The organism is Rhodococcoides navarretei (genome assembly GCF_038069675.1).
GTDB classification, from domain to species: domain Bacteria; phylum Actinomycetota; class Actinomycetes; order Mycobacteriales; family Mycobacteriaceae; genus Rhodococcoides; species Rhodococcoides navarretei.
The window spans coordinates 4,681,556-4,700,771 of record NZ_JBBPCN010000001.1 but is presented as its reverse complement, the minus strand read 5'-3'; the positions used below and the strand labels follow the sequence as shown (position 1 = coordinate 4,700,771).

Sequence of the window (19,216 nt, the reverse complement as noted above, 5' to 3'; positions counted from 1 at the left end):
TAATGGGCGATGAAAGATCTACGTCGATGGTGGCGCGCCGGCCGAATCGAAGCCGTCAGGGCGCGTGCGTTGAGGAGGTCGGGGAGTGTCGCCAGAGGCGGATGAGCGGTTCGAGGATGGCCGCTTCCCTCTGTCGGCTGCTCAGATGAATATCTACCTCGCTCAGCAGCTGGCCCCCGATGTGCCGTTCACCATCGCTCAATACGTCGAAATCCACGGCGATATCGATCCGGCCGTGCTGATTCGTGCGACGGATATCGCCTGCCGACGGCTCGAATCGCCCGCAGTGCGAATCGGTGTGGACGACGGTCACCCGTACCAGTGGTCGGACCTCCGGGTGCCCTACGCGATGATCTACCGCGACTTCACCGACCTCGAGCATCCCATCGAGGATGCTCAGCGGTACATGGACGAGCAGTACCGGCAACCCGTCGATCTGGTTCGCGACCAACTGATCGCCTCCGAGATCATCCAGGTGGGCCCGTGCCACTACTACTGGTACAGCCGGGCGCACCACATCGTGATGGACGGACTCGGCGCAATCTCGGTGCAGGAGCGCACTGCTGCGGTGTACACCGCGTTGATCGAGGGCACCGAGATCCCCAAGACCCGCGCCATCGGAGTGCGGGAGATCTACGACTACGAGGCTGCGTACCCCGACTCCTCCCGCTACGAGACCGATCGCCAGTACTGGCTCGGTCGACTCGACGGCCACCTCGAGGCTCCCCGGTTGGCCGGTAGCCCGAGTGAACCCGCCGCTCCCAGCGGAGTGACGGTGAGTGTCGGTGCGGTGCTGGACGCAGACCTCACCGAAGCGGTTGCCGCAGTGGCACATCGGTACAACTCCTCCGACGTCCCCGTCGTGCTCGCCACGTTCGCGCTCTACCTCGCGCGCATGACCGACACCGAAGACGTCATGCTCAGCTTGCCGGTATCGGGCCGAGCGACCACCAAACTGCGCGAATCGTCCGGCATGATGTCCAACGTCGTGCCGCTGCGCATCGGTGTCGAGCCGGGAGTCACCGTCGAGGAACTTCTTCGACGGATTCAGGTGGAACTCACTGGCGCACTTCGTCATCAGCGGTTCCGTGTCGAGGACATGCAACGGGCAACCGGCGACGGTACCGGCAGCGCGGCCGCGGGACGCGGAGTGTTCGGTCCCACGGTCAACATCATGATGTACAACAGCACAATTCGGCTCGGCGACGTCGTCGGCGAATATCGCGTGCTCTCCAGTGGCCCCATCGACGACATGATGGTCAACGTCTACCCCGGTGTCGCCGGCACCAGCACCCGCGTCGACTTCCTCGGTAACCCGGCTCTCTACAGCACCGACGAGCTCGCAGCCCACCATCGACGCTTCCTGGCACTCCTGCGCGAGGTGGTTCATGCACCCGAGGGGCTCGCCGTGTCCGAGCTGGAGGTGCTCGACGTCGACGAGAAGGAAGCGCTGCTCGGCGCATCTGCGACGGCGACCGCAACCCCCGCACCGCTGCCCTCGCTCCTGAGAAGCGGCACCGTGGTGCGTGCCACCGGAGTCGATCAGTCCAGTGAAGACTTCCTCTTGGTCGTCGAACACATTGCTGCGCAGCTTCTCTCGTTGGGCGCGGCGAACGAGACGCGCATCGCCGTTGCCATCGAACGCTCCTACGAGTCCGTGCTTGCAGCATGGTCTGTCTCCACTGCCGGCGCATCGTTCGTTCCGCTGGACCCCACCGAGCCCGCCGAGCGTCTGGCCGCAGTACTCGCCGACGCGAACGTCGCTTTCGGTGTCACCACCAGGGATGTGCTGGAACAACTTCCGAGCACGATCGAATGGTTCGACATCGAAGACCTACTCGACGCGGACGCACGGCCGTTCACTCCGCCGACCGTGCACGTGGACAACGAGGCCTACGTCATCCACACCTCGGGGTCGACCGGTAAACCCAAGGCGGTCAGCGTCACTCACCGCGGACTCGCACAGCTCGCGGCCAACGTGGTCGAACGGTATGCCGTCACCCCCGACTCACGCGTGCTGCACGCGGCCTCGCCAGTATTCGACGCGTCCCTCCAGGAAATCCTTGCCGCATTCGCTGCGGGTGCCACCCTGGTGATCGCCCCGGCCGACGTCTACGCAGGCCCTGCCCTCGCCCAGGTGTTGGACCGCGAGAAGATCACGCATCTGATCACCTCGCCGACGGTGCTGGCCACCCTCGACCCCGACGACCTCGGCTCCATCGAGGTCTTCGACGTCGGGGGAGAGGAGTGCCCGCCCGCTTTGCGTGACCGGTTCGTCTCCGCCGATGCGGCGATGCGCAACGCGTATGGGCCGACCGAGGCGACGGTGTTGGCCACGTTGTCCGACCCGATGCATGCCGGCGAACGCGTGACCATCGGCGCTGCGTTACCGGGCGTGCGCGCCCTGGTGCTCGACGCGCACCTGCGGCCGACGCCGTGCGGCGGCGTCGGCGAGCTCTATCTCGGCGGCGACGGACTCGCCCGCGGGTACAGCGGCCAGCCGGGGGTGACGTCGACGCGGTTCGTCGCCGACCCCGGGGTTTCCGGGGCTCGGGTGTACCGCACCGGAGACATCGTCCGCCGGTCGTTCGACGGTTCTTCGCTCGAATACCTCGGCCGCAGCGATCAGCAGATCCAGCTGCACGGGCGTCGTCTCGAACTCGGCGAAGTGGAGTCAGCGGCCACGACGTGTGGGGGAGTGACCGCCGCAGTGGCCGTCCTGCGCGACGACCGACTCGTCCTGTACGTCACCGGAGAACCGGCGGCGTTGGACGGTCATCTCCGGAACCGCCTGCCCACCTGGATGGTTCCCAGCACCGTCGTGGTTCTCGACGCCCTGCCGATGACGGCGAGCGGCAAGGTCGACCGTCGTGTGTTGCCGGCCCCCGTTGCACTCGTCACCACTGAATACGTTGCGCCGCAGACCGATACCGAACGTACCGTGGCGAAGGCATTCGCCGACGTCCTCGGCGTCGAGAAGGTGGGGCGCGAGCACTCGTTCTTCGAGCTCGGCGGTGACTCGCTCAGCGCTACCCGAGTTCTCGCACGCCTCGGTTCCTCGATCTCGTTGACCGCGCTGTTCGCCGACCCCACAGTCCGCGCAGTCGCCGAGGCCATCGACTCGTCCTCAGGGCGAGAAGTCTCGCTCGAGCTACTCGATACCGTTCTACCGTCACGCATCCCGGTGTCCTACGCGCAGCAGCGGCTGTGGTTCCTCAACCAGTTCGATCCCGCATCGCCCGCGTACAACATGCCCGTGGTAATCCGAGCACGCGTCGGAGCGGGTGACGACCACTCGCTGGTTCTGACCGCTCTCCGCGACGTCATCGAGCGACACGAAGCCTTGCGTACGTACTACCCGGCCGACGACGACGGCCCGCGGCAGGTGGTGCGGCCCACCGATACCGTCCCCGTCGAGGTGCCCGAGCGCACTGTTTCCGAGCGCGATCTGGACTCTGCTGTCGCAGCTGCCGCGGCCCAGGGATTCGATGTGACGGCCGAAGTACCCATCCGCGCAACGCTTCTGAGAGTGGAAGAATCCGGCGACACCGTGGTCGTGGTCGTGGTGCACCACATCTCGATGGACGGGTGGTCGGTCGACCCACTCGTACGCGACTTCGCGTTCGCCCACGCCTCACGCGGCGCAGGTCACGCGCCCACCTGGCCACGCCTACGCGCGCAGTACGGCCAGTACGCGGTGTGGAACCGTGCAGTGGTGGATTCGGTTGCCGATCAACAACTCTCGTTCTGGGCTTCGGTTCTGGGTGATGCCGGCACCGCGTCGGCGGAGCTGCCTGCGGACTTCCCCAGGCCCACAGTGCAATCGATGATCACGGACGCAGTTCCCTTCGAGATCGGGTCGACGCTGCACGCGGGTATTCGTGAGCTGGCCCGATCGACGAACTCGACGACGTTCATGGTCGTCCATGCCGCCGTGGCTGCGGCCCTGAGTCGCTTCGGCACGTCGAACCGGGTGGTGGTCGGGTCTCCGACTGCAGGGCGAGGTCACGAAGCGCTCGACGAGATGGTGGGCATGTTCGTCGGAACCCTGCCTCTCGCAGTCACTGTGGACCCGTCGGAGAGTTTCGCGTCGTTGCTCGATGCAGTCCGCACCGCGGACCTCGATGCCTTCTCGCATTCCGATGTCCCGTTCGAGCGCATCGTCGACGCCCTGGCGACCGACCGATCCCTCGACCGGCATCCGCTGTTCCAGGTGATGCTGGCCTTCGACAATGCGCCGCACCGATCGGTCGAGGACCTGCCCGTCTCGGTGCTGGAGATACCCACCCGCACCTCCGAGTTCGATCTCACCCTCGTGCTGGCGGAAGAACCGGGTGATTCGGCGGTCATCACCGGCCAGATCGAGTACTCGCTCGACCTGTACAAGCGAGCCACCGTCGAAGAGTTCGCCTCGGTGATCCTGGCCTTCCTGAACGCGGCGGTCGCCGACCCCGCTGTTGTGATCGGTGACCTGGCGCTTGCCGAGACACCAGCACTGCCGTCGGCGACGGCGGGCGGAACGCTACTCGACGTGTTGGCTAGCTGCACAGCCATTTCCGGTGATGCTGTCGCCATCGACGGCCTGGACTCGGTGACGTACGCCGAGCTCGATTCTCGTTCGAACCGAATCGCGCGGCTGCTGATCGCACACGGCGTCGGACCGGAAACTCTTGTCGCCCTGTCCCTCGAACGCTCGGCCGACTACATCGTGGCGTTGTGGGCCGTGGTCAAGGCAGGCGGCGCATTCGTCCCCGTGGACCCGCGGTACCCGGCCGTTCGCCGGGAACAGATGCTGGGGCACATCGAGATCGGCTTCGGCGGACTCGAGCCGACAGTGACCTGGCTCGACGAGCACCAGGCCCAGGACTTCAGCGACCTGCCCCTGACCGATGCGGACCGCCTGGCAGCGCTGACCCCTGCGCACCCCGCCTACGTGATCCACACGTCGGGTTCGACGGGAACACCCAAGCCCGTCGTCGTGACGCATCAGGGTGTTTATTCGCTCGCGCAGCAGGTAGTTCAGCGCTACGGCGTGACATCGAGTTCGCAGGTGCTGCATGGATATTCGGTGAACTTCGATGCCGCAGTACTCGAGCTTGTCCTTGCGTTCGGGGCCGGGGCGACCATGGTGATCGCGCCACCCGACCTGCTCGGTGGGGACGAGATGGCAGCCTTCCTCACCGCGCATCGCGTCACCCACTACCTGTCCACGCCCGCGGTGCTCGCCACCGTGCCGCCGACGCCGGGGATCGAGACCGTCGCCGTCGGCGGAGACGTGTTGGGCCAGGGCGTCGTCGACGATTGGTCAGCGGGACGGTCGATGCTGAACGCCTACGGTCCCAGCGAGGCGACGGTGGTGGCCACACTGGCCGAGTCGCTGCGCGCCGGAGAGCCGGTCACCATCGGTCGACCGTTGCCGCATGTGGGAGCTCTCGTGCTCGACGACCGGTTGCAGCCGGTGCCACTCGGGGGCATCGGTGAGCTGTATCTCGCAGGGTCGGGTGTGGCTCGCGGCTACCGCGCGGACCCGGCGTCGACCGCCGCGCGCTTTATCGCGGCCTCCGGCGGCACACGGATGTATCGGACCGGCGACCTCGTTCGGCAGCAGCCGTCGGGCGTGCTCGACTACCGCGGTCGCCGAGACGACCAGGTCCAGATCAACGGTGTGCGTATCGAACTGGGCGAGATCGAGAGTGCCCTGACGGCGCACCCGGACGTCACTGCTGCAGTGGCGACGATGCGCGAGAACAGAATTCACGCGTGGGTGGTGGGACTCGATGCGCAGGACGCAGCCGCGTGGCTTCTGGACAGGCTGCCGTTGTCGACGCAGCCGGCCGCCATCACCCGGATCGACGGTATTCCGCTGACCGGCAACGGCAAGGTGGATCTCGCCGCCCTGCACTCGGAGATGCTGCCCGGCGGCGATCCGGCGGCGGTACGCACCTTGGCGCAGGAGGTCGTTCTCGGAATCTTCGCCGACCTGCTGGGAATCGACGATCCTGCCGTCGACGACAATTTCTTCGTCCTCGGCGGGGACTCTCTGATCGCGACGCGTGCGGCGACTCGCATCAGCGCGGCGCTCGGCACCCACGTTCCGGTTCGGACCATCTTCGAGTCGCCCACCGCGGCACGGCTCGCGGCCGCGATCGAGTTGCTGTCCGAGAACTACACTCCACTGCCCGCTCTGGTCCACGATTCCGGCGCGCGGTCGTACCCCGGTCTTGCCCCGGCCGAGCGGCGAATCTGGCTGCAGAATCGCTACGACCCGACATCGGCCGCGTACAACATCGCCGTCGAGGTGCCGCTCCCGGCGGATGTCGACCTCGACGTTCTGCGCGCCGCGATAGTGGATGTACTGGAACGGCATACACCGCTCCGCACGGTGTACCCGTCGGCCGGCGATGGTCCCGTCACCGTGGTTCTCGACCCGCAGATCGTGCTGTCGACGCTGGACGATGCTCATGCCGCCTACGACATTCCGGCTCTGCACGGCTTCGACCTGACCCTCGAGGCACCGCTGCGTCTGGCCCTGGTGAACCGAGGCGGCGAGCGGGTGCTGTCTGCCGTTGCACACCACATCGCGATCGACGGCCTCTCGCTCCGTCCACTGGCCCGAGACATCGAGATCGCTCTACTGGCCCGACTGTCCGGATCCACACCGGAATTCGGATCGCTGGCCGTCGACTACTCGGACTACCGAGTGTGGCAGCGCGATGTGCTCGACACGGTGGCGTCGGATCAGCTCGAATTCTGGCGTCGCACCCTGGCCGGCGTACCGGAGTTTCTCGACCTGCCGACGGGGACTCCCGACGCGTCGGTCGATGCGAGTCCGGTGGAGTTCGCCGTCGACTCGGAGACCCTCACTCGTCTGCGCACGCTCGCCCATGGACTGGGCGCGACGGTGTTCGTCGTGGTCCACGCAGCGCTGGCCGCCGTGCTCGCCGAAGCCAGTGGCACCCAGGACATCGCCATCGGCACCCCGGTGGCGGGCCGATCCGACCCGGCGCTGGACCACCTCGTCGGCATGTTCGTCGGTACCGTCGTCCTCAGGACGCAGGTCGATCCGTCGATGACGTTCGCGGACTTCGTGACCGCCGTGCGAGACCGCGATCTCGACGCATTTGCGAACTCGGACGTACCGTTCGAGTGGGTGGTGGACGCCGTGCAACCCACCCGCGCCGTCGATACCCATCCGCTGTTCCAGGTGCTCCTCGCCTTCGGGGATATGGCTACTCCGACAATCGAACTCGGGTCTTCGCAGATCGCGCCGCGTCGCGTGGACATCACGGCCACGCAGTTCGACCTGGAGGTCGTGGTCGAGGAGTCCGAGTCCGGACTGATCGGCCATCTCGGGTACTCGCCCGCCCGGTTCTCGCGCTCGGTGATTCTCGGACTCGCCGAGCGTCTGACCGAGGTGTTGGCCCTGGTCGGGGCGCAGCCGGACACCCGGCTCGGCAGCGCAGACTTCGGGCACGCCCCGTCAGCCGTCGCCTCCCACCGAGACAGCGCACCCGAACGCTGCACACTGGCGGCGGTGTTCGAGCAAGCGGTGACGAGCTGGCCGGACAATACCGCCGTGATCGACGACTCGCGGTCGTTGACCTACCGCGAGGTGGACCGACAGTCGAATGCCCTGGCAGACAGTCTGATACGTGCGGGCGCTCGACCCGGTGCGCTGGTGGCGATCGCCTACCCTCGCTCCGTCGAGTACCTCATCGCGATCTGGGCGGTGGCCAAGACCGGTGCCGGCTTCCTGTCCATCGACCCGTCTCAACCCGTGGCTCGGGTACAGGAGATCCTTGATCGCGCAGCCCCGGTCACGGGAGTTGCTGCTGCAGAATTTCATTCGCTCGGCAGCGACTGGGTGAGCGTCACCGGCGACGAACGGGACCGCGTCGACGTGCGGGACGCACCGCTGGACAGCGTGGCCTACGTCGTCTACACCTCCGGTTCGACGGGGGTGCCCAAAGGCGTGCGGGTGACGCACCGCGGCATCGCGAATCTGGTGCAGAGCCAACGAGACTTGTTCGACGTCGAGCCGGGATCGCGGGTACTGCAGTTCGCATCGCCGAGTTTCGACGCGTCGATCTTCGAGACCCTGATGGCCGTCGGCGCGGGAGCCGCCGTGGTGATCGTTCCGTCCGAGGTGCACGGAGGACGCGAACTCGAAGCGCTCATCGATCGACATCAGGTGACCCACGCCTGCCTCACCCCGACCGTGCTGCAGGTGACCGACGCGGAGGCCGTGCCGTCGCTTCGGGTGATCGTCATGGCGGGTGAAGCCGCCAATTCTGCTCTGCTGCAGCGATGGTCCCGTGATCGATCGGTGTTCAACGCCTACGGCCCCACCGAGGGGACCGTCATGAGTACCTGCACCAGTGACCAGCGTGAGTGGGGCCCGGCAAGCCCGGTGACCATCGGCGGACCGGTTCGCGGCTTCGACGCCGTGGTCCTCGACGCCCGGTTGCGCCCGGTGGCGAACAACGTCGTCGGGGAGCTCTACCTCGGTGGGGCCGGTCTTGCCGAAGGATACGTGGGGCAGAGCGGAACGACGGCAAGCAGCTTTGTTGCCGATGCCTTCGGCGAGGGACGGCTCTACCGAACCGGTGATCTCGTGCGCTGGGTGGTGCGGGGCAGCGATCGCGAACTCGAATATCTGGGCCGGGTGGATTCGCAGGTCAAGATTCGCGGCCATCGCGTCGAGTTGTCCGAGGTGGAGGCAGCGTTGCTCCGTCATCGGGATGTGCGTCAGGCCAGTGTGATCGGTCGTGCGCATTCTCTGGCTGCCTACGTGGTGGGTGGCGTCGAACCGAGGGAGGCTCGCGAGTTCCTGGCGCGGACGCTCCCGGCGTACATGGTGCCCAACACCGTGACCGTCGTCGAGGCACTGCCGATGACGTTGTCCGGCAAAGTCGATGCGAGCAGACTGCCCGAGCCCTCGGTGATGTCGACCGAACGACGCGCCCCGGTCTCCGCTCACGAGGTGGTGGTGCACGCGGTGTTCTCCGACGTACTGCAGGTAGCAGGCGAGGACATCGGTGTGGACGACAACTTCTTCGATCTGGGCGGGCACTCACTCTCGGTGGTGCAGGTGATGGATGCGCTGGGGGACCGGCTGGGCCGTCGACTGCCCATCAGCCTGCTGCTGGTGCATCCGACGATCTCGGCCCTGGCCGCGCAACTCGATGCGGGCGAGCAGGGGGCCGACAGTGCCTTCGAGGTGCTGCTTCCGCTGCGAACCGAGGGTGTGGGCGCACCGCTGTTCTGCGTGCACCCGGCCATCGGCATTGCCTGGAGTTACTTCTCGTTGCTCGGGGAGACCGAACGTCCGCTGTACGGGCTGCAGGTGCCCGGTATCGCCGACGGAGACGCCGCACCGAACTCGATCGAGGAGTTCGCCGAGAGGTACGTGCGTGAGATCCGAGGTGTTCAGCCGCACGGCCCCTATCATCTGGTCGGGTGGTCGCTCGGCGGTGTGATCGCGCATGCTGTTGCCGCGCAACTGCAGTCGGAGGGTGGCGACGTCGCCCTGCTGGCGCTCGTCGACGCTCAGCTCTCGGCACCCGAGGGGGCTTCGGAGTTCGGCATCGACGATCTCGCTCGTCAGCTCGGGGTCGACGGTGACTCGTTCGAGGACATCGTGGATCGATTGCGCGAGAACAGAAGTGAACTGGCGTTTCTCACCGAGGATCACCTGGAGCGAATGTATCGTCCCGTCGCGATGTCTCCCACCTGGGTGGCGTCGTACGCGCCCGCTGTGTTCGCGGGTCCGGTGCACTACTTCGCCGCTCGTGGCTCGCACGGGGCGGAGCATTGGACGGAATTCGTCGACGGTCGGATGTCGGTGCACCGGGTGGACGTGGAACACGAAGACATGCTGGGCGAGCTCGGTGCCCGTGCACTAGGCCGAGTGATCGGCACCGATGCGGTGGGGAAAGGTGTGGCGTGATGAGCGAACAACTGGAGCCGTACGTCGATGACGTGCGAGCGCATTACGACCTGTCGGACGAGTTCTTCGCTCTGTTCCTCGATCCGAGTATGACGTACAGCTGCGCCTACTTCGAGCGTGACGACATGACGCTGGAGGAGGCGCAGACGGCCAAGATCGACCTCGCCCTCGGCAAGCTGGATCTGAAGCCGGGCATGACGTTGCTCGACATCGGTTGCGGTTGGGGAGCTCTCGCCAAACGGGCGGTCGAGAAGTACGACGTCAACGTCATCGGTCTGACGTTGAGCCGCAATCAGTACGAGCACGGTCGTGCGGTCGTCGCCGACCTGTCGAGTGACCGCACCGTCGACATTCGGCTGCAGGGGTGGGAAGAATTCGACGAGCCCGTCGACCGAATCGTCAGCATCGGCGCGTTCGAGCATTTCAGGCGCAATCGATACTCCGCATTCTTCGCGAAATGCCGCTCGCTACTGTCGTCCGAGGGGCGAATGTTGTTGCACACCATCGTTATCACGCCGCCCGATCCGGCTTCCGGGGCGGGTGGACTCACGCGCGAAGATGCGCATTTCTCCCGCTTCATCCTGCGCGACATCTTCCCTGGCGGACAGTTGACGCTCGTCAAGGTGATCAAGTCCAAGGCTGCCGAAGCCGGGTTCGAGTTGCTTCGGGAGCATCCCCTGAGGCTGCACTACGCGAGGACACTCGATACCTGGGCCGAGAAACTGATTGCTTCCCGTGATGAGGCCATTGCCGTGTCCTCGGAGGCGACGTACGACAAATACGTCCAGTACCTCACCGGTTCGTCGGCTCGATTCAAGAGTTCACGCATCGACGTTGTGCAATTCACGCTGGCCGCTGCAGACATCCCTGTGAACTGAAAAGGAATGCCCACCATGAAGAGTGCCCGACTCGGTTGTGTCAGTGGACTGTTCGCTGCCGCGGTGCTGGCCGTCAGCGCGATGGCTCCCGGAACCGCTGCTGCAGCACCCCTTCCGGTCGTCGGACCCGGCACTGGTTTCGTCACCACCGGCGGCGTAGACGACCTCACCGCCTGCTCCATCGCGGCCGTCGGATACGACGACGCCGGCCGACTCGTTGCCCTGACCGCAGGCCACTGCATTCTGAGCACCGGTCTGCCCGTCACTCTCGTCGGATCGCCCGCGGCCCCGGTCGGCACTACGGCCGTCGGGCATTGGGGACCCGATTACGGCGTCATCGTCCTCGATCCCACCAAGGTCACGCCGGTGGCGAGTCTGGGCGGAATCACCGTCACGGACATCGGCATCGGATCGGTGGGGCAGCCGGTCTGCAAGACCGGGCTCGGCAGCGGACTGACGTGCGGCACCATCGTCGACACTCGAGGTAGCGACCTGATGTCCGATGCCGTCACCGTATGGGCCGACTCCGGTGCCCCGCTCATGGCCGGCACCACGCTCGTCGGAATCGCCAGCCATGCCTCGGGCGCTCCGTTGCTCAGTCCCACCGCCTACGCGTCGGCGTCGGAATCGGTGCGCTTGCTGAGTGAGTCGGGGGCTCCGGGTGCGGGCTTCCGCCCGGTGTAGTCAGCCGGTACCGCGAATCTGCGCTTCTGTTCGAGCCTCGGCCTCTGCGTAGTCTCGTGCAGCTGCCTGCAGTTTTCGAGCAAGATCTTTCACCTCGGTGGACAGCGTCGAGTCGGCTGTGTCCCACGCAGCCGTAAGGGCGGAGTACGCCGTGCCTGCTGCTCCCGGCCAACACGCTGCACCCGTCGACATATCGCGTGCCACTACGGCCAGATCTTCGGACGCCATCTCGATCGCAAGGTCGGTTCTGCCCGCCGCGTCGAGAAGCAACGCCACGTCGACGTCCAGACGATCCCCCATCACATTCCTCCCCCGAGGCTGTTGGTGCCTGTCACTACGGTGAACGTAACACCCGGTGGGGCGGGCAGTGGGCTGGTACCTTGACCGCGTGGTTGACATCGGGGGAATCAACGACTGGGACACGGCGGGGCTCGAGCGGCTCAGCAGCTCGCTCGCCAGCAGAATCAGCACCCTGATCGAACTGGGTGATCAGCTCGATCGTCTCGGGGTCGTCGACGGCTGGGCAGGGGAGACCAGCGAGGAGGCACGCCGCGCGTTCGATGCCGTCGTAGACCACTTGACCGACTCGGCGGCGCAGGTCGGGGCCGTCAAGAAGCTCACCGACGACACCGAAGATGCCGTCACCGCACTGAAACGGGCGCTCGCCGACGTCTCGTCGCTGGCTTTCGCGAACGACTTCGCCGTGTGCAACGACAACACGCTCTGGGACAGATGGGCTTTCGAGCGACCGCCGAATCAGACCGATGCCGAAGCCGCGGACCGTCAGCGACTCGAAGCCGACCTTCTCGACCGCGTCGGCGAAATCGTGCGTCGCGGAACGGAGATCGAAGAGAACGCGGCCGCAGTCATGAGTGCCGCGGCGCAGAGTTCGATCACCGACCACGGCAGCACCGACGTACGCGAGGCAGTCGATTTCGGTAGTGATCAGGGATCGTTGAAGACCCCGATGCCGCCGGAAGACGGCAAGCCCGCCGAGAACAACCAGTGGTGGGATTCGCTCACCGACGATCAGCGTGCCTACGTCCGCGCGGAGCGCCCCTACTGGATCGGGGACCTCGACGGCATCCCCGCCGCCGAGCGGTCGACGGCCAACCTGGCGCAACTCGAGATCGATCGCAGCACCATCGACGGGCAGATCAACGAAGCGCGGGCTCGTTTCGAGCAGACACAGAACGCGATGGACGAGAAGAGACTGCAACTCGCACTGGACAAGCGGGCATCTCTGGATGCCGTCGAACGCGCTATGTTCGAGGTGGGGCAGGACGGAAACGTGGCGCTGGATTCGGAAGGCAATCGAATCCCGTTCCCGGACAGGCAATTGCTGTCCTTCGACGCCTCGCCCGGCCAGACGCTGGCCACCGCAGTGGTCGCGGTGGGCGACGTGGACACCGCCGATCACGTGTCCGTACACACGCCGGGCTTCACCAGTACCGTCGACGGCGGCTTGGCCAACCTGGTTCGCGACGCAGCGTCCGTGCGAGACCTGTCCGAGTGGCAACTCGACCACTACAGTCCCGACACTGCCGGGCAGAGCGTCGCGTCAGTGGCCTTCATGGGATACGAGGCACCGCAGAACGTGGGGGTGCTGTCCGACGGCATGGCACGGACGGGAGGTGACCGACTGGCGTCCTTCCTCGACGGCATCGACGCCTCGCGCTCGGACGATCCCCATCTGACGGCCGTCGGGCACTCCTATGGTTCTCTCACAACAGGATTCGCACTGCAGGACGGTACCGGTGTGGACGACGCTGTGTTCATGGGCTCGCCCGGTGTGGGTACCGACAACCTCGGCGCACTGCACATCAACGGTGACGCGTACACCCTCGCGTCCGGCGGAGACGGTGTCGCTGCATTGGCCCGGTTCGACGGTGACCCACGCGAGATCGCCGGAGTACACGATCTGTCGACCCGCGCCGCCGACATCGTGATGCCCGACGGTACCGACGTCACGCTGATGTCCACCGATCGATTCACCGGCCCCCTCATCGACCGGATGGGAAGTCACAGTGATTATTACAAGCTGGACACCACCAGTCAGTTCAATCAAGCTGCCGTGGTCGCCGGCATTCCGGATGTGGCGGTGGCCCGATGACGAGACCGCGACGTGCGTGCGCAGCCGTACTCGCTGCCGTATTCCTGGGAGGGTGCATGAGCAATACAGCGGAGCCGTACGAGGGGGACCAGCGTCCGCGTGGGAAGGCCGATTCGGAAATCAGGGCCGAGGAGACCGCCGCACTGACCGAGGAGTTGAAGCAACGGCCGGGGCGGCAAAGCGTGGTCGAACCGAAGTTCGAGCAAATGCAGGAGGACATCAAGGCGGCTATTTCGGCACTCGTGCCGGGCCTGGAATGGTCCACCACCCGCACTCGCAGCGAATCACCCTGCAGCGCTCCGTATTCCAACACGCCGGGGATCGAAGTGAAACTGCTGCCGTACAGTTCCGATACGCCCATTCCGCCCGATCGGTGGGCGGCCGTGCTCGAGGCTGTGGATAGCATCGCTGTGGCCAACGGTTTCGACGGAGTCGATCTCAATCGTGAAGATGAGCAACGGCGTTCGGTGAGTATGCGTGACGCCGACGGCGGACGAATACTGTTGGGTGCAGGCGGACGCACCGCGCTGATGATCACCACGGGCTGCTACCTGCGGTGAGTCGCCCGCGTTACACCCTCGGCGCCAGGGTCGGGCCATAGGATTGTCACCCCTCGACCTCAGATGCCCCACTCCAGACGCCCGTCGACGATTGCGTGACGCCACCCTCCGTCGAACGGCGTTCCTGTTTCGAGACTGGTTGCAAGGTCGTCGAGCAGAGCGCTGATGGAAAGCCATTGCGGCCCAGCATCGTCGGAATTCACCTTGTCGAAAACGGTCACGCAGCCGTTCAACTCGCCCGGGCGGGTGTCGACGAACAGGAAGTAGCCGTCCATCCCCGCGATCGGGATGAATTCGTCGAGGAAGGTCCACGCGGCTTCGCCTGCGGTCGTGGAGATCACCCGGTCGGGATCGTTCTCGGCATCGCCGGTCTGCCAGATGTCGGTCATCATCGCACGGTCCTCGAGCATCGCGTCGAGACCGAACAGCTCGTACTTCGGAAACAGGACCATCCATGGCTCACGAGGAAGGCCGTCGACGCACCGGAAGAGTTCGATGAGCTCGCTGGGCCACTCCACTCCGGTTCGCCTCTGGGCATCGGCGATGCGCGTCTCGTCGGCACCGGTCACGACGTAGTTCGGAATAGTGTTCTCGAGCCACGCGACGATCCGATTCCATTGCTGCGTGACACTCGATGATTGCGTCGAATATTTGACAGGCGGGCGTGACGAACGGGTAGAAAAAGCAGCGGCGCGCTCGACGGCAGAGCGCCGCTCACCCTCGATGCCGTCGAGAACCACCTGCGCGAGGTCCGATGTCGACAACTCTGGATCGCCGAAACCCCTGACCCAGGCGAACTCCCCACCCAAAGCCACGAAGATCGGCGAGCGAGGCCCAGCGTCGGGTGTCTCGCTGTGCAACAGGTTCAGGCCGTTGTCGACGACCGCGCGCAACGCCTCGGCTCGATCGGCCCCGCTTCCGTTGACCATGACGGACGTTCCGGGTGTCGACGTGGGGCATGCGACTTCCCACCTTGTGACGGCGTCGGGGTCCGGTTGAGCGCGCTGGATTGTCTCGAAGCGCGCGGGTCGTCCTTGCGCGTCGAGAATCATCGCGGGTGTGAGTTCGAAGAGGTGCTGTTCGAGGCCGGTGTCGTCCCGAAATTTTCGGAACATTCGATACGTCATCTCGGAGGGAAGGATGATCTGCGCGAAGTCGGGGAACTCGTCGTGAACGATGCCGTCCGGGGTCTCGACGCGCAACAGCGTTGCGGCAACGAACGTCCCGGATGCTTCGAGCGTCCACCCCTTCGGAACATGGTCGGTCGGAGGGCGATACGCGACTTCGATGGTCACCGAGACCTCACCGGGACGCGCAGCACTGACGTTGACGCCGAAATCCGACTCGGCCACAACCGATGTCGGACTCGGAATCCCGTGTGCTTCGTGCCCAGTCGATACCAACGAGTACCAACCATCGGGGACCGCAATGTTCGCCGTGTTCACAATCTCCGAATCTACTGCGCGGCGACGCGTCGCGGGTCGTCCTCGGAAAGTGAGTCGAGGAGAATCCGGTGCGGATGCGACGCCGTCCCGGTGATCAGGTACTTCTGACCGGGCCGCACTCGGGCAGCCTCGGCGCGCACCTGTTCCGATGGGGAGTCGGTCTCACGCAGAGCGTCGGCGTCACGTAAAGCGTCGCTGACGATGCGGCGGGGGTCGTACTGCCGTAGGTCCATCGTCTCCCATTCGCTGCGGCGCAGCGGAACACCCATCTCGTCTTCCGCTGCGCTGCGGGTCGATTCGACGAAATGGCGTACGGCACGCACGGCCCGTCCGAGTTGATGGGCGTATCCGGGGAGGCGTGCGGGGCCGAGGACGAACCCTGCGATGATCGCGACCAGGAACAGTTTCTCGAAGGTCAAGCCGAACATGATGAGAGCTCCGGTTTCGGTGGGGTGAGGGCGCGTCTGTCGTGTACTTCGGTGATCGCGATCGCTGCGCCGAACAGCGTTGCCATCGGTAGCGCGACGAGGAACATGGACAGGACATCGGCGGCGGGCGTGACCAGTGCACTGAACAGGGCGATGGCGACGATGCTGATGCGCCAGCTGCTGCGGAGCCTGCGTGCGGAGAGGATGCCGAGGCAATTGAGCATCACCAGCAATGCCGGAAGGACGAAGGCGATACCGGTGGCCAGCACGATCTTCATGACGAAATCGACGTAGTACGAGGCGTTGAGGATGGTGCTGTCCTGGTCGGAGGAGAACCCGGCGAGCACACTGACCATGCGAGGGAAGATGGCGAACCCGAACAGACAGCCGGCGACGAAGAGTGGCGCGGCGGCCGCGGAGAATCCGTAGACGTACTTCTTTTCCCGACGCGTCATGCCGGGGGTCAGGTAGGCGAACAGCTCACGCAGCCACACCGGAGACGACACGATCACGCCGGTGAACAGGGCGATCTTCAGTTCGAGATCGAAAGCGCCGGTGACGGTCTCGAAATTAAGACTGGCCTGACGGGTGAGAGCCAGTTCTTCGACGGGTGCTCGGAGGATGTCGAGGATCTGATCGGAGAGGGCGAATCCGATGGCAATGCCGACGAGCAGGGACACCGCCGCGCGGACAGCGCGGCGTCGGGCCTCGCGTATGTGCCCAGCGAGGGGCATCACACCTCGCGCGGCGGTGGCCGTGGTCATGACGCGTGTCGGTACGGAACGGTGGCGTCGTCCGGCGTAGATGCTGCCTTGTCCTCGCGCACTTCGTCTTTCAGGATGCGCATCGATTGACCGACGCCCTTGGCGAGCGACGGCAGCTTGGTCGAGCCGAACACGAGCAGCAGGATGGCGAGAACGATGAGGGCATGCCATCCGGTGAGGTTGTGCAACATGGTGTTTCCTTCGGTGGTTGGGGTGAGAGGGATCAGTTGGTGGGGGGAGTGCCGCCGCCCATCGGAGGCTGACCGCCACCTCCGCCGGGTGCTCCGCCGCCTCCTGCAGCGGGTTCGGTGGCGGTGTCGATGGACACGGCCAGCGATCCGACGTAGCCGGATGTGGGGTCGCCCGAGAACGTCCCCATCTCGAGGTCGTAGCCGTCGCCGAATACGTTGTCGTTGTCGAGGCTGCCGAGCTGGGCGAGGTTCTGCGCCGAGTTCGGGTAGGTGTCGAGCTGATAGATCGCGTCGAGTATGTCCTGAGGGAACGCGACCTGCGAGGTGGCAATGGCGTTGTCCGCGTTGGTCGCCGACCCCGCGTCGGGGTGGACCTCGAAGTGCATGTGGGTCCAGCGACCGGAATAGCAGCCGGGAACGATGGTCTCGAACGTGACCGTGCCGTCGGCACCGGCAGCCTGGATGCCACGCAGGTACGTCTCGTCCTCGACGCCCTCGGAGTACATCGAATACTGGCCGTCCGCATCGCACTGCCACAGGTATACGGCCGCACCCTCGAACGGTCGATTGTCGTTCGCCATGTCGGTGAGACTGAAGGTGAACGAGAGGGGCACTCCGCTGACCGTGGTGCCGCCGTCGAGGCTGGACGTGATGTCGCTGCGCACGATCCCCGACTCTTCGAGAACATTGACGCCGTTGGAGCCGTCGGCCGGGTAGGGGCCGTTGGTCTCCTGTGGAATTTCGGTCGTTGCACTCGCCGTCATGGAAGCTGTTGTGCTGGTGACGCTTCCGGAACTCGATGTGGAGGAGCAGGCGGCCAGTGCCACCGCTCCGGCCCCTGCGCCGACGATGCTCAGCACGCGGCGGCGAGTGATCAGGGTGGTGATGTCGAACCCGGCACCCTGATCGACGACCTCCTCGGTGGGTCGATCGAGCAGTCGTCCTTCATACGTGGGTCCGGCAGAAGTGTTGGTGGGCTCTGGGATTGGGGTCATCGTCGGATCTCCTCTGAGATGGCATCGGTTCGTTTCGGTAGTGCCAATACTCTGGGGTGTTCCGGTGAGGACGCTGAACCCTCGCTGCGAGGTTGCTGTGAGCGGTGGGGCTGGATTTCCATGAGGGTGTAGCTAAGGCTAACCTCAGTGGCAATGCCGCCGACCCACAGGACCGTGATGACTCTTCGTGTAACCACCCGCTTCGCTGCAGTGTTCACCGCTATGGCCGCCGCATCCATCGCAGTGGTCGGCTGCAGCACGTCCGACAGTGCCGAGACTCCGGCCGCAGAGTCGTCCACCGGCTCGTTCCCGCTGACCGTGCAACACATGTACGGTGAGACCACCCTCGACGCCGTGCCCGAACGGGTTGCGACCTGGGGGTTCGGCACCACCGACGCGGTCCTCGCGCTCGGCGTCGTACCCGTGGCCATGCCCTCGGCCGAATACGGCGGAGGTGACGATCTGACCTACCCGTGGATCTCCGATGCGATCGACGCGAGCGGCGAGCCGGCACCGGTTCTGCTCGACAACGTCACGAATGCACTGACGGTCGAGAAGGTGCTCGCCGCCGACCCCGATGTACTGCTGGCCCCGCACTCCGGCCTGACTCAGGCCGAATACGACGCGGTGACCGCCGCCGGAGTCCCTGTCATCGCCCCGCCCGAGGAGCTGTGGTCGACGCCGTGGCGCGATGTCATCACCACCGCAGGTGACGTTCTGGGCGTGCAGGACAGGGCACGTGATCTTGTTGCCGATCTCGATCGTCAGGTTCAGGACGCGGGAGCGCAACACCCCGAATTCGAGGGCCGCACAATTGCTTACGTGTCCGAGGCTGCGGATGTCTACTACCTGCTGTTGCCGTCGGACCCGCGCGTGGAGCTGCTGGAGAATCTCGGCTTCGTCTCGCCTGCCTCGGTGACCGACCTCGCGACCGACGATGCCACCTACTCGACGACGGTCTCGGCGGAGAACATCTCGAAGATCGACGCCGATGTGGTGTTCACTCAAGTCGATACCGAGGAAGCCCTGCAGCAGTTCCTCGATTCGCCTGTCTCGCGCCAGATTCCGGCGGTGGCCGCGGGTGCAGTGGCCGGATTCGTCGGGCAGGAAGCCGGAGCGGCAGTGGGCCCGACCGCACTGTCGATTCCGTACTTCCTGCCGACTCTGGTCGACGGTCTCGCGGCCGCTGTGAACACCGCCGGCTGAGGG

The 19,216-nt window shown here is 65.5% G+C and carries 12 protein-coding genes; 6 read left to right on the top strand and 6 right to left on the bottom strand.

Annotated features, from left to right (window positions below; translation table 11 throughout):
• Nucleotides 1–145 precede the first annotated feature (145 nt).
• Genes AABD04_RS22265 through AABD04_RS22255 form a run of 3 tightly spaced genes read left to right on the top strand, consistent with a single transcriptional unit; the run spans nucleotide 146 to nucleotide 11,511 of the window.
• Nucleotides 146–9,949, top strand: coding sequence for an amino acid adenylation domain-containing protein (locus AABD04_RS22265; protein ID WP_341442511.1), 9,804 nt, complete (start codon nucleotides 146–148; stop codon nucleotides 9,947–9,949).
• Complete coding sequence (locus AABD04_RS22260; RefSeq protein WP_341442510.1) at nucleotides 9,949–10,827, top strand: cyclopropane mycolic acid synthase family methyltransferase; 879 nt, start codon at nucleotides 9,949–9,951, stop codon at nucleotides 10,825–10,827. The genes AABD04_RS22265 and AABD04_RS22260 overlap by 1 nt, the downstream gene beginning before the upstream one ends.
• A 15-nt stretch (nucleotides 10,828–10,842) precedes the next feature.
• Complete coding sequence (locus AABD04_RS22255; protein ID WP_341442509.1) at nucleotides 10,843–11,511, top strand: chymotrypsin family serine protease; 669 nt, start codon at nucleotides 10,843–10,845, stop codon at nucleotides 11,509–11,511.
• Here the strand turns inward: AABD04_RS22255 and AABD04_RS22250 are convergent, their stop codons facing one another.
• A complete protein-coding gene (locus AABD04_RS22250) occupies nucleotides 11,512–11,811 on the bottom strand; it encodes a WXG100 family type VII secretion target (protein ID WP_341442508.1) in 300 nt (99 codons plus the stop codon). It lies immediately after the preceding gene.
• A gap of 88 nt (nucleotides 11,812–11,899) precedes the next feature.
• Here AABD04_RS22250 and AABD04_RS22245 point away from each other — a divergent pair, with 88 nt between their 5' ends.
• Both AABD04_RS22245 and AABD04_RS22240 read left to right on the top strand, forming a co-directional pair.
• Complete coding sequence (locus tag AABD04_RS22245) at nucleotides 11,900–13,624, top strand: alpha/beta hydrolase (protein WP_341442507.1); 1,725 nt, start codon at nucleotides 11,900–11,902, stop codon at nucleotides 13,622–13,624.
• Between the two features lie 56 nt (nucleotides 13,625–13,680).
• On the top strand, nucleotides 13,681–14,184 hold the full coding sequence (locus tag AABD04_RS22240) for an LppA family lipoprotein (protein WP_341442506.1): 504 nt from the start codon (nucleotides 13,681–13,683) through the stop codon (nucleotides 14,182–14,184).
• 59 nt (nucleotides 14,185–14,243) lie between these two features.
• Here AABD04_RS22240 and AABD04_RS22235 read toward each other — a convergent pair whose 3' ends face one another.
• The 5 genes from AABD04_RS22235 to AABD04_RS22215 all read right to left on the bottom strand — a co-directional run bounded on the left by AABD04_RS22235 (nucleotide 14,244) and on the right by AABD04_RS22215 (nucleotide 18,007).
• Complete coding sequence (locus AABD04_RS22235) at nucleotides 14,244–15,536, bottom strand: SMI1/KNR4 family protein (protein WP_341442505.1); 1,293 nt, start codon at nucleotides 15,534–15,536, stop codon at nucleotides 14,244–14,246.
• Between the two features lie 104 nt (nucleotides 15,537–15,640).
• Nucleotides 15,641–16,057: a Sec-independent protein translocase subunit TatA/TatB gene (locus AABD04_RS22230; RefSeq protein WP_341442504.1), complete on the bottom strand. Its 417-nt coding sequence runs from the start codon at nucleotides 16,055–16,057 to the stop codon at nucleotides 15,641–15,643.
• On the bottom strand, nucleotides 16,045–16,821 hold the full coding sequence (gene tatC / locus AABD04_RS22225; RefSeq protein WP_335740519.1) for a twin-arginine translocase subunit TatC: 777 nt from the start codon (nucleotides 16,819–16,821) through the stop codon (nucleotides 16,045–16,047). Before tatC ends, AABD04_RS22230 begins: the two co-directional genes overlap by 13 nt.
• The gene (locus AABD04_RS22220; RefSeq protein WP_341442503.1) at nucleotides 16,818–17,012 is read right to left on the bottom strand and encodes a twin-arginine translocase TatA/TatE family subunit; all 195 of its coding nucleotides are present in this window, start codon (nucleotides 17,010–17,012) and stop codon (nucleotides 16,818–16,820) included. The genes tatC and AABD04_RS22220 overlap by 4 nt, the downstream gene beginning before the upstream one ends.
• A 32-nt stretch (nucleotides 17,013–17,044) precedes the next feature.
• Nucleotides 17,045–18,007: an intradiol ring-cleavage dioxygenase gene (locus AABD04_RS22215; RefSeq protein WP_341442502.1), complete on the bottom strand. Its 963-nt coding sequence runs from the start codon at nucleotides 18,005–18,007 to the stop codon at nucleotides 17,045–17,047.
• 177 nt (nucleotides 18,008–18,184) lie between these two features.
• On the opposite strand from AABD04_RS22215, the gene AABD04_RS22210 reads away from it, so the two are divergent.
• Nucleotides 18,185–19,213, top strand: coding sequence for an ABC transporter substrate-binding protein (locus AABD04_RS22210; protein ID WP_341442501.1), 1,029 nt, complete (start codon nucleotides 18,185–18,187; stop codon nucleotides 19,211–19,213).
• Nucleotides 19,214–19,216: the final 3 nt, after the last annotated feature.